Below are 15,435 nucleotides of genomic sequence, written 5' to 3'. Positions count from 1 at the left end.
GGAGATTATTATGTTTTGGAATCTAGTTCGTTATGAATTTAAAAATGTCAATAAATGGTATCTGGCACTCTACGGTGCTGTACTTGCAATTTCAGTTTTGATTGGAGCTTTTATTAGCAGTCTTAGCCAGAGTTACAATCCTAACAATGCTGCTTATTTCATCTTCTTTTTAGTACTAGTCTTTGGAGGACTCAGCGTCACTCTTTGGATTGCAACAATCTTTTTAATCATCCGAAGATTCAAGGGGAGTGTTTATGACCGCCAAGGGTACTTGACCTTGACCTTGCCTGTCTCTGAGCACCAAATCATCATCGCAAAACTTTTAGGTGGTCTTGTCTGGTCCATCTTAGGCTATATCGTCTTTATCTTAAGTATATTGATTATCATCTTCTTAACACCAATTGAAAAAGACTTCACTGCCCTCTATAACTTCATTTCCCCTTATCTCAGCTACGGCTGGCTGTATGCCCTATCACTATTTGTCGGGTCAATCACATGGATTTTATCCATTTACCTTTCCATCTCTATCGGACAACTCTTTAACGAATATCGAACAGCTATGGGAATTTTAGCCTATATCGTCATTGCCATCGTCATTGGTTATGTTTCTCTCTTCTTAAGAGTTGACAATGACTTTAACGTGATGGCTGGTACAGAAATCTTGCGCGATCTCTTTTTATCAGCTATCTACTATCTCGGTACCTACTACATCTTGAAAAACAAGGTTAATTTGCAATAGTTTAAACGTCAAAAAAAGGATAACATCTCATCACTGAGAGGCTATCCTTTTCTTTATCTCATTTTCTAACTAGATTAAAAAATTGAATAAGTTCCTTTAATAACATCAAGACTCCAATTTTGTTCTAAAAGAGTTTGGATAAAATCTTTTTCTGATTGCGTAAGACTGGTTTTATTCCTGCCACAGCGTTTCTTATTGATTTTATATCGGTTATAGTAATCATAAGCAGAGTGCCCCTCTTTCAGATAGTTGATGACATTGTAGATTGTCTGTTTTGATCTGCCAAGTGAAGTCACAATATCTGAAACTTTTATGTTTTCTTGATAGTAAGCCTCTATCATTACAAGCTCGTTTGTGGTAAGATGAGTATAGGTCATTTATGTTGGTTCCTTTCAGACAAATGTGGTAGTTTATCTGAGCCTAACATAGATGGCTTTTTCTGTCTAGATTAATTTTACAAATTGGGTGTTAAAAAAATTGAATTAGGAATATAAAAAGTTCTAGTATTTGTACTAGAGATCAGACGGGCTTCTTTTTTGCTATGATTTTTAACAAAAAACTCTCGTTTTGCCAATAAAAGATGCTTGAAAGTTGGACAAGAAGGCTCTATAATGAGTTCAGGAAAAGAGGTAGGAAAAGTATGATTAGTGAAACGATTGCTCTGCTAAGGAAAAAGTCAGGTTATTCTCAGGAAAAATTAGCTGAAAAAGTAGGCGTATCTCGTCAGACTCTCAGTAAGTGGGAATTGGGCGACAGTTTACCGGATATTATTTCTTCAAGTCGTTTGGCAGAAATTTTTGATATCAGCTTAGATGAGTTGGTTAATGGGGATGTCTCTCCTTTTGCTACTAAAGCCAAAGAAGGGAAGTATATTTTTGGAACGGTAACTGTTGGTGAAAAGGGACAAATCGTCATTCCTGCACGAGCGAGAAAAATTTTTAACATCCAAAAAGACGACAGCCTTATGGTTTTAGGTGATGTCAATCAAGGCTTGGCCTTGTTGAAGAGCGATTTTTTTATTCAAGCTTTTGAAGAAATGGGGTTAATGAAATGAAAAAAATTACTGGTTTTGGTCTTAGCTTTGCAGTGTTTATATTTTTCTTGAATTTGATAGGCTGCTATGATTTTGTCATGGTAATGACGCGTAACCAGACTTATTTTGCAGAACATTATAATTCAGCTATTATGGTTTACTTTAGCCATTATCCTGTTGTCTTTGTAATTGTGTGGTTTAGCCATTTGTTAGCTGCTACCTTGAGTCCGATTTTCTATTTTTTCAGAAGAAAATTAGCCCTTACTTTGGCTGGTCTTGCTTTCTGGGGAGATGCTCTGCTGATTCTATTGACCAGTCTTTTTAGGAATCGCATTCAGGTTTTTGGTTGGCAATTTTTCGTTGATTTGGTTGTTTTAGGATTGCTTGGCCTTTATTATCTGTATTTGCGTAAAATATTTCTTAGCACATCAGGAAAAACATCTAGGATTTTAAAATAGTCCTAGGTGTTTTTTGGTTATTTATGTATATTGTCTATAAATACGGCAAGAAAGTGAGAGAAGTGATTTTTTACTAAGAATCTGCTTCTGTCTAGCTTAATTTTACAAATTGGGAAAGTAAAAACCTATAACATACGATTCGAAAAAGCAAGGAACTTAAATTCCTTGCTTTTTAACTCAATATCAAACTAGCTACGATGGGGCTTACAAATACGTAGAGAATACCAGTAATACCGATAGCCAAGCCACCCATGGCTCCTGCTACAGAGCCATATCGGAAGGCTGTTCCTGTTCCAACTGCGTGACCTGTTCCACCAAGGGAAAGACCAACAGCTACTGGATCGTCTATTTTCAACCACTTCAAAAGGGTTGGTCCGATGACACTGGTTAAAATCCCAGTTGCCACAACAACAACCACGGTCACAGTCGTCAAACCTTGCAATTTTTCTGTGATTCCCTCTGCCATGGCTGTCGTCACTGACTTGGGAAAGAGAGAAATGGCTAGGAAAAAGTCCATGCCAAAGATTTTCGCAACTAAGGCCGTAAAACTAGTATTGACGATCACTGCTAGCAGACTACCAAAGAGAATACTTCGAGCATGGTGCTTCATCAGATGAAAACTCTTATAAAGCGGAATCCCTAAAGCCACTGTTGACGGAACAATCAAATTGTTCAGATAAACCCCACCTTGATAGTAGTCTTGGTAAGAAATACCAGTCACCTTTAGAAAAATAATGATAAAAACAGCCGACAAAAGCAAGGGCGTTGTCAAAGGATGGGGAAAACGTCTATAAATCAACATCCCCACTAGATAAGCAAGGATAGACAGGGCAAGTCCAAACAGGGGATTGGAAACAAATTCACTCATTTGGCATCTCCTTTCTCATAATCTCCCTCAAATCGTCTCTTGATGAACTGAACTACCACTGCTATGAGGATAATATTGATGACAGCCGCAAAAAAGACAATCAAGACGATGGGCAAGAGATAGGGAGCAATCACATCAAACTTTTCCATGATTCCCACCGCTGGCGGCAAAAAGAGAATGGTCATATTGGCCAGCAAAAAATTCCCCACCATGTTGACATGTCTGGTTCTCAGCCACTTGAACTGTAAGGCTAGAAAGAGAATAATCAAACCGATAATACTGCCTGGGATAGGCAGATGAAAGAAACTAGAAATTCCCTCACCGATCAATGAAATCACAAAGAGAATCATTAATTGAACATATAATTTCATTCTAAACTCCACGAAATAGACTTCTTGCATACCAGTTTACTCTTTTTTCAGAAAATTTCAAGGAAATATTGCAATTCTTCTCTCTTGCACGGATTAGTTAAAAGTAGTATAATCATTGCATGCGCAATCATCTTGTATTGCAGAAACAGTCACTAATGACTTTGTGATTTTTACTTTGAAAAGAAAGGAGAAAGCAATGACCTACTTAGAAAAATGGTTTGACTACAACCGCCATCAAAAAGAAATGGAAGCCTTGTTGGAAGAAACTATTGCCCAGCAGAGTGAACAAAGGCTGAACTTGAAAGAGTTTTACCTGCTCTACTATTTGGATCTAGCCGATGAAAAATCCTTACGACAGATTGATTTACCCGATAAACTCCATCTCAGTCCGAGCGCTGTTTCTCGAATGGTGGCACGATTAGAAGAGAAAAACTGCGGTTTGCTTAGTCGCAGATGTTGCGATCAGGATAGACGGGCTAGTTTTATCTGCCTGACTGACGAGGGACAAACCACCCTAGCTTACCTGCAAAAAGCCGTCGAAGAAAGACTGGAAACGAGTCTTGATTTCATTTCTTAATCAGATTTTTTAAAAAAGTTGCGTGCGCAATCATTTTTCTTGACATTCCTCTTTTCAAGGAGTACAATAAAGTCAAGATCGAACAAAGGAGTTTTATATGATCGAAATTACTTATCTAGACGCCAGTAAGCAAGAGAGAACCATGACTTTCGAGTCTTACCAAGACTTTGAACGTTCTCAACACGCCTGCCTCATCGGCGTTGCTGATTACTATACTGTCCAAAAATTAACCTACAATGGTCATGATTTGGACTACCATGGGACTTATGGAGATGTTTTCTTCTATCTCATGAAACAAGATTTAAGCCAATATAACTAAAAAAGGAGAAATACAATGGCAAAAGCAATTACAGATGCAACATTTGAACAAGAAACAAAAGACGGTTTGGTCTTGGTAGACTTCTGGGCAACTTGGTGTGGTCCATGTCGTATGCAAGGTCCAATCTTGGATAAATTGTCTGAAGAACTTTCAGAAGATGTTTTGAAAATCGTTAAAATGGACGTTGATGAAAATCCAAACACAGCTCGTGCCTTTGGAATCATGTCTATCCCAACTCTTCTCTTCAAAAAAGACGGCCAAGTGGTAAAACAAGTTGCTGGAGTACATACTGCAGAACAAATCAAGGCCATCGTTGCTGAATTGAGCTAATCACACGAGAGACCAAGTGCTTCATTTGGTCTCTTTTTTCTTGCCCTTTGCCATTTTTCAAAAAATATGCTAGACTGTAGATAGAATATTACGATGTTTGGGACATGCCATCGCTAAAAAAAACCTCTACTTGGTATTTTTTAGCTCCCCTCAAGGGAGCTTTTTGCGTGCTCTGAACATTTTCCACTTTGGAAGGAGTACTATGAAACGTCAATCAGCCTTGGTCGTCTTTAGTGGCGGTCAAGATTCCACAACCTGCCTCTTTTGGGCTAAAGAACACTATGAAACAGTCGAAGCCGTCACCTTTGCCTACGGCCAACGCCATCATCTCGAAATCCAAGTTGCTAGAGAAATCGCTAAGGAACAGGGTATTCGTCATCACATCCTAGATATGTCTCTGCTGGGACAAATCACTGAAAATGCCTTGACCTCTGATCTGGAAATCGAGCAAAAAGAGGGAGAGGTTCCCAATACTTTCGTTGACGGCCGCAACCACCTCTTTCTATCCTTTGCGGCAGTTCTTGCCAAGCAACGTGGGATTAAAGATATCGTGACAGGTGTCTGCGAGACAGACTTCTCAGGCTACCCTGACTGTCGAGATGTCTTTGTAAAATCTCTCAATGTTACTCTCAACCTTGCCATGGATTACGACTTCGTTATCCAAACGCCTCTCATGTGGCTAGACAAGGCTGAAACTTGGGAATTAGCCGACCAACTCGGTGCCTTTGATTATGTTCGTGAAAAGACCTTGACCTGCTACAATGGGATTATCGGAAGTGGCTGTGGGGATTGCCCAGCCTGCCACCTACGTCAGCATGGTTTAGATGTTTATCTCTCACAGAAAGGAGAGGGCTAATGTTTTTTGCACCCAAAGAAATCAAACAGGAAACTGGGGAGTCTCTTGTCTACAATTCTCACAGAACCTTGGTATCAAAAGAATTTACCTTCGACGCTGCCCACCACCTCTTTCACTATGAAGGAAAATGCAAATCCCTGCACGGCCACACTTATCATCTGCAGATTGCTGTCAGTGGATTTTTAGATGAACGGGGCATGACCTACGACTTTGGAGATATCAAAGCTATCTACAAGGACTATTTAGAACCCCATTTGGATCATCGCTATCTCAATGAAACCCTGCCTTATATGAACACGACTGCTGAAAACATGGTTTACTGGATTTTCCAAACCATGAGCCAAGAGTTACCAGATGAGCGTGGTCTACGTATGGAGTACGTTCGCCTCTATGAAACTCCGACTGCCTTTGCAGAGTTTAGACGGGAGTGGTTAGATGACTAGGGAACGTGTCCTCAAACTACCAGTTCTGGAAATTTTTGGCCCAACCTTTCAAGGCGAAGGCCGTGCTATCGGGCAGAAAACCATGTTTGTCCGCACTGCTGGTTGCGACTACCACTGCGACTGGTGCGACTCTGCCTTTACTTGGGATGGTTCTGAAAAACCAACTCGCATGACGGCTGACGAAGTCATTGCTGCCTTAGATAAGCTAGGAAGCTACGACTATGTAACCCTATCTGGCGGAAATCCCGCTATCCTAGCAACCAACATGGCTGAACTCGTCACTAAGCTCAAAGAACGCGGTGTCACTCTGGCAGTTGAGACCCAAGGCTCCCGCTGGCAAAATTGGTTAAAAGACATCGACCAAGTCACTCTGAGCCCCAAACCTCCCTCATCCAAGATGGAAGTCAACTTCGAGACTTTGGACTTTATCGTTTCCCAACTGGATCCAGACAAGGTCACCTTTAAAATCCCTGTCTTTGACGATGCCGATTTGGCCTTTGCCAAAGGGATTCAAGAACGTTACCAACCAGATGTTCTTTTCTTATCAGCAGGAAATCCTGAGCCCAAGGCTACAGGAAATATTGTCCAAGACCAACTGGACCGCCTCAAAGAACTCTGGGAACGTGTCGCTACTGACGATAGCTGGGGCAATGTCCGCGTCCTTCCTCAACTCCATACCCTCCTCTACGACAACCAACGTGGTGTTTAAATTAGAAAGAAAAAAACATGTCACAACAAGAAGAAATGAAAAACCTAAGCCTACTGGGCAACAAAGAAACCAACTACATTTTTGACTATCAACCAGAAGTTCTCGAATCCTTTGACAATCGTCATGTGGAAAATGATTATTTCATCAAATTCAACTGTCCTGAATTTACCTCCCTTTGCCCAATCACTGCTCAGCCAGACTTTGCGACCATTTATATTTCCTACATTCCTGACAAGCTCTGCGTCGAGTCAAAATCCCTCAAACTCTACCTCTTTAGCTATCGAAACCATGGGGATTTTCACGAAAACTGTATCAACACCATCGGGAAAGACTTGGTCAATCTACTAAACCCTCGCTATTTGGAGGTATGGGGAAAATTCACTCCGCGCGGTGGCATCTCAATCGACCCCTACTACAACTACGGTAGACCTGGAAGCAAGTATGAAGGTTTGGCAGAACAACGCCTCTTCCAGCACGACCTTTATCCAGAGAAAATTGACAACCGTTAAACAGATACGAAAAAGCCCTGTTCCTCAAACTGAGGAGCAAGGCTTTTTGAGTTTCAATTATTCTTCTGTTCCAAGGAAATTTTTCGCAACAAGTGCTGCAAGAACGCCACCAACGATTGGGGCAAGGATGAAAATCCATACTTGTTGAAGGGCTGCACCACCTACCAATGCAGCAGGAGCCAAGCTACGAGCTGGATTTACTGAAAGGCCAGTAATGTTCAATCCCACAAGGATCATAGCCATCAAGGACAAGCCGATTACCAAACCAGCGATTGCGCCATTACCCTTGCTTGCTGATGTTACAGTCATGATAACTAGGACAAACAAGAAAGTTGCGATGACTTCAAACAAGAATCCACCAAAGACAGTGACACCGTTTGCCAAGGCATTTTCACCAAGACTAGCAGTTGACATGCCTGAGTTAGACAAGAGGAAGAATACTGCAGCTGACGCAAGGAAAGCTCCAACTACTTGTCCAAGGATATAGTTTACAAGCTCTGAAGATGACAAACGTTTGTTTACAAACATAGCGATCGAAACCGCCGGGTTCAAGTGCGCACCTGAAACAGTTCCGATTGAGAAAGCTGCAACTACGATTGCCAAACCAAAGGCAAAAGCAATTCCAAGGTGTCCAAGGCCATTAAGACCATTTCCAAAAACAACAGCTCCTGTTCCAATGAACACAAGCATAAATGTACCGATTAATTCAGCAACAAATTTTTTCATGATAAATCTCCTTTTTTCAAACTATGTATTAGTCTATCAAAAGAAGGAAAGTGTTTCAAGAAAATTGACTGGAAAGTATTTGAAAATCATGAAACGACTCGCTTATCCTTAGTACTGAAAAGATTGAATGGCTTCTTTCAAGGCATCTTGTAAACTATTTTTCTGGTCAAGTTGGATATAGACTTCCAACAGACAGGATCTGAAGTTGGAAAATTTATAAAAATCTTCCCTCTCTTCTATCGGAAAGTCAATAGTTTTTATCCAAGAAGCTACTTGTTCTTGCCCTAATTTCCCTTGCAAAATGGGTTCATAAAGTACTCTCGCTAAGCGCCAGTCCTCATCATTTGTAAAACGAATGGTAATTCTTTTAAATAATTGACCCAGTACATCAAATACTTCAGAAAATCTGTTACTAGGAAAATCTGGATGACAAACGACTTCCGTCAAGAGATCCGCTCCATGCGCAAAAGCGTGAACCCAACCATACTGACTTGAAAAACCTGTCGTATCCTTTTCTTTTTTAAGGTAATACAAACCTTGAGATAGCATAGCATTTCTTATATCAGCTTTTAAGCCTTTATAGAAAAGAGAGTGCTCGTTACCATCTGCATACAAAAGATTGGCATAAATAAGCGCCCTAAAAGAACGTTTAAGAGTTGAAACTCCTCTACTATCAATCTCTTTGTATAGCCTTTCATTAGAGGAGACCTCTTCTGAGATAAACTGAAACTGCTCAAGGGAAAACAGTTCTTCTTGAATTCCTCTAGCCAAACTCGTAAAAACAAGTTCATCTCGAATTTCTGGAGAGGGATCTCCTAAATGCTCAAGCAACCACTGAATTTCTTCTCGACTATAGCTTGGTTTTTCTTCTGTCACTTTTCTTTGTAATTTTTTACGCATCTCAAGCACCTCTACATTTCTAGTAACTTATCAAAAAGTCATCCGAAGATGACTTTGAAGAGGAATATTTGGAAAAATTGGAAAGGAACATGGCATAGTTAAAGCACTATTTTTTCTTTTTCGGAGTTAAATCTTCAAAAGATGTACTATTTTTACTAATAGTCTCGCTAATGGCTTTTTGTCCCAACCCATTAATTGAGCTATCCATTTGAGCTGCTAAAGTCGTTACAGCAGTTTTATTTGTCATAGCAAGAACCCCTATCTCCTCATCGTACTTATCTACAATACCTTTTCTACCTGATTTTATAGGAGGAGCACAAAATGTTTTGATAGCTGCTCTTTCTAATGTTTTTTTGATTTCTCGCCTGGCTGATTCTGACATAGGTCCAATCAAAGCGTCTATGACTAAATCCACTAGCATTTCTTCTGCCTCCTTTCTAACTCATATAAGTCTTTTCTTTGACTATAACTCTCTTCTAACTCTTTTTCTAAGCGAGAACGCTCTTTTCGGTACTGAGTCTGCAACTCTTCATCTTTTGCCTCTATTTTAGCATACTGCCGAAGATACTCACTACTCGTCTCACTTGAATAAGATTCTAATAACATCAGAAATTGGTGATGCTCCCCATCGTCTCCAGATTTCTGTCTAGCAAAATCATAAGCAACGTTCTCAAACTCCTCATATAGTCTTGTCAACTGAGAACGATTATGATCTAAACTTTCATAGGATTCTTCTATTTTCTTCTTAGCAGTTCTATAGTCATCCTCCAAGGACCAAAGTCCCTCTTCTTGCTTTTTTATTTTCACTTGGATTTCTTCTAGTTTGTCCATTGATTAATATCCCTTGCCAAGCTTTCGTCTCCTTCAACTGCTTGTTCAACACCCTTCTGAATATTCGTTTCCAAATCCGTAAAGGCTTTTACAATCTCAGCTGATTTACTTACTTTTTTATCAAAATGTCTCTGAGTTTCACCCACAATACTATCATAAGTTACCCCAGCTTCTGCATAGACATCCTCTATCTCATCATAAGTTAACTCTGTGACGAACCAAGGAACTTCCTTACTTTTATCGTAGAGTGTTTCAGCATCCGCAACTGCTTTTTTCGCAACTGCCTCAATCTCGCTGTGTCCGTTGCTGACACTCTCTGTCATTGCCGTCGCAACAGCTGTTGCTTGGACGCTGTCCAAGAAAAACATCTCATGGCTACTTATACTACCATCTGATAAAAATTGGGTACTCAACTGCTTTAGAAGTCGATTTTTGACACCTTGTAATTTCTTCAGAGTTTCATAGTTCTTCTTTTCAAGTCCAGTCATCTTCTCTGGACTCTGATTTTCCAAAATATCTTTGATTTGGTTAATTTGATTTTTATCACCCGTAATATCTGGATCAATACTGTGCCCACCGGAATTTTCAAGCAGATAATCTTCCCCCAAGTATACACCTAAAAAAGGTTTTGAGATATTGTTAAGAAAGTCATCTTGAGTCCGGATTCGTACTACTTGACCTGTGAATGTCTTTTGTTTATTGATTATCTTCTCCCTTGCCGAATCCCACGGAGTCAGATAATCTATGATTTTATCTTTAGATTCGATAAGACCTTCTAAATAGAGAGGCGCTGAGTTATATACCACAGTACGCGGAGCGTTATACTCTAAGGCCACCCTCTGAGCGATGTTACCTCCTAAAGAATGTCCAGTTAGAGTAATATTATCCCCATATCTCTGTCGAATCCTTTCATAAAATTTGAAAGCTTCATCATAATGAAAACCGAGCGCCATGGCTATACTACCGACATCTGTAGCGACATCCTTGACTATATCCGCATTAGGATTCGTTCCCGTATAGGCAATAATCACCTCTCCACTGTCCTTATCTAGGAAGGCTGTACCACTCGTCCCAGTAAAGTCATCATGAAAATCATCTAGATACTGGAGGTTAGAGGGGAGAGGTTTACTTCTGTCTACTGCATTAAGAAGTTGTTTTCTATCATCATGTCCAATTTCAGGTTGATTAACTCGCACATTCTCAAATTCGTAAGTCAGATTTGCTGCATCTAGAGTAGCAATACCACTATTCGCTGTATCCTTTTTACTCATACTTCTCTCCTAATTCGATACTCTCTCCTTAAAATAATAGCCATCATTAAAATCAACAGTAACAGAATAATAATAAAAGTCATCTAACCTCAAAGAACTACCAAATCCTAGCACTGTTTCAGCTTGTTGCTGTTTATTAAAATATTGGTTAATCGTTGTGTTTTTAATAATATAATCTATATCAAAAGAACCATTATTTCCATTAAAATGTTTGTTTTTTAATGATAATTTACTTAAAAACTCTTTATCTATACCAAGTTTTTGAAACAAAAAACCATCAAACTTCCATATTCTTTTAGCGGTTTCTTCATCAGAAAAAATAAATTTGTTGTCTATATATTGAACACTTACTACCACTTCATCGCTTTTTGGCGCATCTTCCTTCGCTGGGCTTTTAGCAAGAGTACCCGTTATTGTATGCGATGTTGCATCACCTTTCAGCTTAATTTCTGTAATAGAATCATCAATTCCATCACTTTTCTTTTTGAAATAGACCTGCTCAATCTCAAATCCTTCCGGAAATTGCTTAAACAAATCAAACAAATTCTCGGTTGGATAGACACGACTGACCTCAGAGACTTTGTTCTCAATCCATGCTCGACTATTTTTATTTTCTCCACACCCTGTTAATCCTATCATTATCAATCCTCCTAAAAGTAACATTGTGAGAAATATGCGTTTTTTCATAACCCTCTCCTTACTTATGATATTCAATAAAACAACTAATCATAGTTCCCTTATAGTATACCATAAAAGAAACATTTCCTTGCTATCTTATTAAAATTCGTTAGTCAGATTAGAAGCATCTAAGGTCGGCACATTACTATTTGGCATCTATCTTCTTCATACTCTTACTTTTTCCTGTTATAAGTTCTGAATGAGATATATTTTCTCCGTCAAAAACCACAGGATAACCGTATTCATAGCCAATAGTTGCAGAGTGGTCTGCACTAATAAAAAGGTCTAACGATTCACTTGATTGTATATGGAAGTAATCCTGAATAATTTTACTATTTACATTTTTATAAGTAATAGAAGCATCACCAGTCTCCCAATTATAGTACGTTTTTTTGAGTTCCAATTGAGACAAAATTGCTTTATTTAGTTCTAACTTTTGAAATAAAAACCCATCATAAAACAAATCATCTTTAGAAACTTCTGGATTCAAAAATTCCAATCCTTTTTCAGTGTACACAACACGGCTTTCTAAAAGCACTTTTTCTTCATAAGGATTACCTCGAGCTTCTATTCTTTTAAAATTACCAGTTATTTCTTTTGTTTCTGCATTTCCTACGAGTTCAATCTTCTGATAACGAGAATAGTCCTTCGTCTCATCGTAGGTATCAATACTTCTAATCTCAAACCCTTCCGGAAATTGCTTAAACAAGTCAAAGAGATTTTCAGTTGGATAGACACGACTAACCTCAGAGACTTTGTTCTCAATCCATGCTCGACTGTTCTTATTTTCTCCACATCCTGCCAATCCTATCATTATCAATCCTCCTAAAAGTAATATTGCGAAAAACGCGCGTTTTTTCATAACCTTCTCCTTATTTATGATATTCAACAAAATAGCTAATCATAGTTCCCTTATGGTATACAATAAAAGCAACATTTCCTTGTATCTTATTCAAATTTACAAGTCAGATTCGCTGCATCCAGAGTTGGAATTTCACTGTTAACCGATTCTTTTTCACTCATTCTTTCGCATGCTCCTTATTTATAATCAGGTCAATCAGGATGTTTTAAATGTTAGCAAATTAATTAGAAACACTATTTCTATCATCTATCCAACTTGAAACTATCTCACTCATTCCATCATTTGGGTTATCCTTAAAAGCAATATTAACATTCAATCGATAACCTTTTGTATTATTATAAGATTCCGCTCCACTTATTGATAAAATGTGTTCTCCATTTGAATTAAGGAAATTATTTATTGTAGAGTCATCACTAATATAATAGATTTCAAACACATTGCGATTTGAAAAATATTGAAACTTTTCAAGCTTCATTTGAGATAAAACATCTCTATTCAAACTTAATGTTTGGAATAGAAAACTTTTATAACCCCAAATTTTTTCCGCTACCTCATTGTTAGAAAATATAAATTGACCATCTTTATATTCTACATCAACATGGTCTTTCACTTCTTCTTTATATGGTTCGGTAGATATTTTTATAGTCTCTATCTTTCCTTTTATGGTTTGATTTTCTGCATCTCCATCTAAGGAAACTACTGTTCTGAGCGAATCCTTATAGAATGTTTGAGTAATATTAAACCCTTCCGGAAATTGCTTAAACAAATCAAAGAGATTTTCAGTTGGATAAACACGACTGACCTCAGAGACTTTGTTCTCAATCCATACTCGACTGTTCTTATTTTCTCCACATCCTACCAATCCTATCATAATCAATCCTCCTAAAAGTAACATTGCGAAAAACATGCGTTTTTTCATAACCTTCTCCTTATTTATGATATTCAACAAAATAGCTAATCATAGTTCCCTTATAATATACCATAAAAGCAACATTTCCTTGCATCTTATTCAAATTTATAAGTTAGATTAGAAGCATCTAAAGTTGGAATACCACTACTCACCATTATTCAACTCTCCATTAGACACTGTTTCTCTAAAATAATAACCGTCTTTGTAATCAACAACAACAGAATAATAGTAATAATCATTACTCTGCAAAGAGCTTCCAAATTCTAATACGCCATTTTTAAGACCATCCATTTTAAAAAATTTGTTTATTATTGGATTATTCACACTATAAGATATGTCAAAACCATTAGTTACACTGTTATAACTCTTATTTTCTAATTTAAACTCAGATAAAATACTTTTATTAATCGTTAATTCTTGAAACAGAAAACCTTTAAGTTCCCAAATTTCCCTCGCTCTTTCTTCATCTGAAAAAATAAATTGCTGTTCTATGTAATTAACATCTATAATGTCTGTCTTTTTTTCTAACTTTAAATCTTTTCGAATTAATTTACCAGTTATCGTCTTGAACTGACTATTTCCGGTTAAGTATATTTTTATGCTAACTTTATCATTCATGTATACTTGATAGACCTCAAACCCTTCCGGAAATTGCTTAAACAAGTCAAACAGATTCTCGGTTGGATAGACACGACTGACCTCGGAGACTTTGTTCTCAATCCATTCTCGACTATTTTTATTTTCTCCACACCCTGCCAATCCTATCATTATCAATCCTCCTAAAAGTAACATTGTGAGAAATATGCGTTTTTTCATAACCCTCTCCTTGCTTATGATAATTAATAAAACAACTAATCATATTTCCCTTATAGTATATCATAAAAGGCTGATATGACTGTTTCATCTATGATGTTAAAATCCTGTCTAATTCATTTTAAAACACTGTAATCCTAAAGGTCATGATATAATAGCCAATGAATAACAAGCATTACTTGAAGGAGAAATGTATGAAAAAATCGTTCAGACTTTGTTGCCTAGCTTGTGTGACAACACTAGCCTTAGCCCTTGGTGCTTGCTCATCAAAGCCATCTACTAGTTCTACAAATAATTCAAACAATCAGGCCTCTACCTATCACAAGAAAGATGTAACTGGTCCTGCCGCTTCATTTGACTGGAATGCCAAAGTTGAACCTACCAACTATGAGAGAACCTTTGTTGAAACCAACAGTAGCAGTCAATTTAATAAAACTTTAGATCGCACGAAAGAGGCGGCTGAGAATCTTGAAAAAAAGAAAAAGGAAATTTCGGATCCTAAGGTTCAAACAGCCCTCAAATTAGTGGATGCTGTCTTTGTCAATCAAGAAAATTTTGACCTAGTTGTGAAATCAGCGAGTGCTAGCAATCAAGAAGAGTTATTTGATAAGATTTGGAACGAATATTTAGTCCCTGAGTTAACTAAAATCCGTCCGAATTTTTCAAATGATACCATCTTTGAGTATAAGGGAGAAAAATATCCTCTGAAAATTTATGCACCAATGTTTTTCAAGGTCAACACCAATGCATTAGGAAAAGCAGGTGCCTATACTCTTGAGGACTATAAGGTGGAGGGCGACATGGTTTATTTGAAATTTATATCCCCAGCTGTAGATACTTACCAATATGAAGTCAAAGCATCCTATCACACAGACAATCTCGAATTCTTTCAAGGACTGGTAGAAGAACAACAAAAGGTTCTTGAAACAGACTATGCTAAAGCTCTAAATATTCGATTTGTTTATCAATTAGCTGCGCTTGATTTTAAAGCTGACAACTACGTAGACCTAGAGGGCATGGATTATTTTGATCGAAACTCTCATTACCTCGCCATAAAAGTGGATAATAATGGTGAAGCTAGCCTTGATAATGAAAATCTCGCCAACCTTTTACAAATTAGCATGAAGGCTTCAAACGAGGCCAATAAAGGAAAATTTGAATAAATCTTTAAAGCATAAAAAAATCACCTCAAACAGGTGATTTTTGTGTATTCATCTTGTCATTAAAATGTC

At 37.8% G+C, this 15,435-nt stretch carries 23 protein-coding genes; 11 read left to right on the top strand and 12 right to left on the bottom strand.

Going from position 1 to position 15,435, the window contains the following annotated elements; all coding sequences use genetic code 11:
- Positions 1-10: 10 nt before the first annotated feature.
- On the top strand, positions 11-739 hold the full coding sequence (locus O3622_RS04270) for a hypothetical protein (RefSeq protein ID WP_371607080.1): 729 nt from the start codon (positions 11-13) through the stop codon (positions 737-739).
- A gap of 74 nt (positions 740-813) precedes the next feature.
- Here the strand turns inward: O3622_RS04270 and O3622_RS04265 are convergent, their stop codons facing one another.
- Positions 814-1,116 carry a helix-turn-helix domain containing protein gene (locus O3622_RS04265; RefSeq protein ID WP_000222599.1) on the bottom strand — a complete coding sequence of 101 codons (303 nt, stop codon included), beginning with the start codon at positions 1,114-1,116 and terminating at the stop codon, positions 814-816.
- Positions 1,117-1,379: 263 nt separating this feature from the next.
- Between O3622_RS04265 and O3622_RS04260 the strand changes: the two genes are divergently transcribed.
- Both O3622_RS04260 and O3622_RS04255 read left to right on the top strand, forming a co-directional pair.
- Positions 1,380-1,793 (top strand): helix-turn-helix domain-containing protein, encoded by a 414-nt coding sequence (locus O3622_RS04260; RefSeq protein WP_045618020.1) that lies wholly within the window; start codon positions 1,380-1,382, stop codon positions 1,791-1,793.
- Positions 1,790-2,230: a hypothetical protein gene (locus O3622_RS04255; RefSeq protein WP_000724381.1), complete on the top strand. Its 441-nt coding sequence runs from the start codon at positions 1,790-1,792 to the stop codon at positions 2,228-2,230. Before O3622_RS04260 ends, O3622_RS04255 begins: the two co-directional genes overlap by 4 nt.
- A 172-nt stretch (positions 2,231-2,402) precedes the next feature.
- Here the strand turns inward: O3622_RS04255 and O3622_RS04250 are convergent, their stop codons facing one another.
- Together O3622_RS04250 and O3622_RS04245 are read right to left on the bottom strand one after the other, a co-directional pair.
- On the bottom strand, positions 2,403-3,098 hold the full coding sequence (locus tag O3622_RS04250; protein ID WP_001288950.1) for an LrgB family protein: 696 nt from the start codon (positions 3,096-3,098) through the stop codon (positions 2,403-2,405).
- Positions 3,095-3,469: a CidA/LrgA family protein gene (locus tag O3622_RS04245; RefSeq protein WP_000781327.1), complete on the bottom strand. Its 375-nt coding sequence runs from the start codon at positions 3,467-3,469 to the stop codon at positions 3,095-3,097. The genes O3622_RS04250 and O3622_RS04245 overlap by 4 nt, the downstream gene beginning before the upstream one ends.
- Positions 3,470-3,665: 196 nt before the next feature.
- On the opposite strand from O3622_RS04245, the gene O3622_RS04240 reads away from it, so the two are divergent.
- The 7 genes from O3622_RS04240 (at position 3,666) to queF (ending at position 7,212) form a co-directional block, all read left to right on the top strand.
- The gene (locus tag O3622_RS04240) at positions 3,666-4,046 is read left to right on the top strand and encodes a MarR family winged helix-turn-helix transcriptional regulator (RefSeq protein WP_000221641.1); all 381 of its coding nucleotides are present in this window, start codon (positions 3,666-3,668) and stop codon (positions 4,044-4,046) included.
- Positions 4,047-4,143: 97 nt separating this feature from the next.
- Positions 4,144-4,365 carry a DUF4649 family protein gene (locus O3622_RS04235; protein WP_000570263.1) on the top strand — a complete coding sequence of 74 codons (222 nt, stop codon included), beginning with the start codon at positions 4,144-4,146 and terminating at the stop codon, positions 4,363-4,365.
- A 15-nt stretch (positions 4,366-4,380) separates the two neighbouring features.
- On the top strand, positions 4,381-4,695 hold the full coding sequence (trxA, locus tag O3622_RS04230) for a thioredoxin (RefSeq protein WP_001029581.1): 315 nt from the start codon (positions 4,381-4,383) through the stop codon (positions 4,693-4,695).
- Positions 4,696-4,897: 202 nt separating this feature from the next.
- Positions 4,898-5,551 (top strand): 7-cyano-7-deazaguanine synthase QueC, encoded by a 654-nt coding sequence (gene queC, locus O3622_RS04225; protein ID WP_049478689.1) that lies wholly within the window; start codon positions 4,898-4,900, stop codon positions 5,549-5,551.
- Positions 5,551-5,994 (top strand): 6-carboxytetrahydropterin synthase QueD, encoded by a 444-nt coding sequence (queD, locus tag O3622_RS04220; protein WP_070683812.1) that lies wholly within the window; start codon positions 5,551-5,553, stop codon positions 5,992-5,994. Before queC ends, queD begins: the two co-directional genes overlap by 1 nt.
- Positions 5,987-6,703 carry a 7-carboxy-7-deazaguanine synthase QueE gene (gene queE / locus O3622_RS04215; protein ID WP_193432009.1) on the top strand — a complete coding sequence of 239 codons (717 nt, stop codon included), beginning with the start codon at positions 5,987-5,989 and terminating at the stop codon, positions 6,701-6,703. Before queD ends, queE begins: the two co-directional genes overlap by 8 nt.
- Positions 6,704-6,720: 17 nt before the next feature.
- On the top strand, positions 6,721-7,212 hold the full coding sequence (queF, locus tag O3622_RS04210) for a preQ(1) synthase (RefSeq protein ID WP_000082583.1): 492 nt from the start codon (positions 6,721-6,723) through the stop codon (positions 7,210-7,212).
- 57 nt (positions 7,213-7,269) lie between these two features.
- Here the strand turns inward: queF and O3622_RS04205 are convergent, their stop codons facing one another.
- From O3622_RS04205 to O3622_RS04165, 9 genes are all read right to left on the bottom strand, one after another.
- Entirely contained in the window at positions 7,270-7,938 is a 669-nt protein-coding gene (locus O3622_RS04205) for an MIP/aquaporin family protein (RefSeq protein WP_000714823.1), read from the bottom strand.
- 108 nt (positions 7,939-8,046) lie between these two features.
- Complete coding sequence (locus O3622_RS04200; protein ID WP_001227786.1) at positions 8,047-8,838, bottom strand: DUF2785 domain-containing protein; 792 nt, start codon at positions 8,836-8,838, stop codon at positions 8,047-8,049.
- Positions 8,839-8,944: 106 nt separating this feature from the next.
- Entirely contained in the window at positions 8,945-9,259 is a 315-nt protein-coding gene (locus O3622_RS04195; RefSeq protein WP_000959513.1) for a hypothetical protein, read from the bottom strand.
- Entirely contained in the window at positions 9,253-9,669 is a 417-nt protein-coding gene (locus O3622_RS04190; RefSeq protein WP_000359227.1) for a hypothetical protein, read from the bottom strand. Before O3622_RS04190 ends, O3622_RS04195 begins: the two co-directional genes overlap by 7 nt.
- Positions 9,657-10,940, bottom strand: a complete 1,284-nt coding sequence (locus tag O3622_RS04185) for a DUF2974 domain-containing protein (RefSeq protein WP_000037150.1) — start codon at positions 10,938-10,940, stop codon at positions 9,657-9,659. The genes O3622_RS04190 and O3622_RS04185 overlap by 13 nt, the downstream gene beginning before the upstream one ends.
- Positions 10,941-10,949: 9 nt before the next feature.
- Entirely contained in the window at positions 10,950-11,627 is a 678-nt protein-coding gene (locus O3622_RS04180; RefSeq protein ID WP_000745947.1) for a hypothetical protein, read from the bottom strand.
- Positions 11,628-11,763: 136 nt separating this feature from the next.
- Positions 11,764-12,480: a hypothetical protein gene (locus O3622_RS04175; protein WP_025172971.1), complete on the bottom strand. Its 717-nt coding sequence runs from the start codon at positions 12,478-12,480 to the stop codon at positions 11,764-11,766.
- 220 nt (positions 12,481-12,700) lie between these two features.
- Positions 12,701-13,399 (bottom strand): hypothetical protein, encoded by a 699-nt coding sequence (locus tag O3622_RS04170; RefSeq protein WP_000746966.1) that lies wholly within the window; start codon positions 13,397-13,399, stop codon positions 12,701-12,703.
- Between the two features lie 135 nt (positions 13,400-13,534).
- Positions 13,535-14,206, bottom strand: coding sequence for a hypothetical protein (locus O3622_RS04165; protein WP_000745946.1), 672 nt, complete (start codon positions 14,204-14,206; stop codon positions 13,535-13,537).
- Positions 14,207-14,397: 191 nt separating this feature from the next.
- On the opposite strand from O3622_RS04165, the gene O3622_RS04160 reads away from it, so the two are divergent.
- Positions 14,398-15,366 carry a hypothetical protein gene (locus tag O3622_RS04160; protein ID WP_371607077.1) on the top strand — a complete coding sequence of 323 codons (969 nt, stop codon included), beginning with the start codon at positions 14,398-14,400 and terminating at the stop codon, positions 15,364-15,366.
- Positions 15,367-15,435 lie beyond the last annotated feature (69 nt).

It is taken from the genome of Streptococcus sp. 27098_8_51 (assembly GCF_041432205.1).
GTDB lineage: Bacteria > Bacillota > Bacilli > Lactobacillales > Streptococcaceae > Streptococcus.
This window is presented reverse-complemented; position numbering and strand designations above follow the sequence as displayed.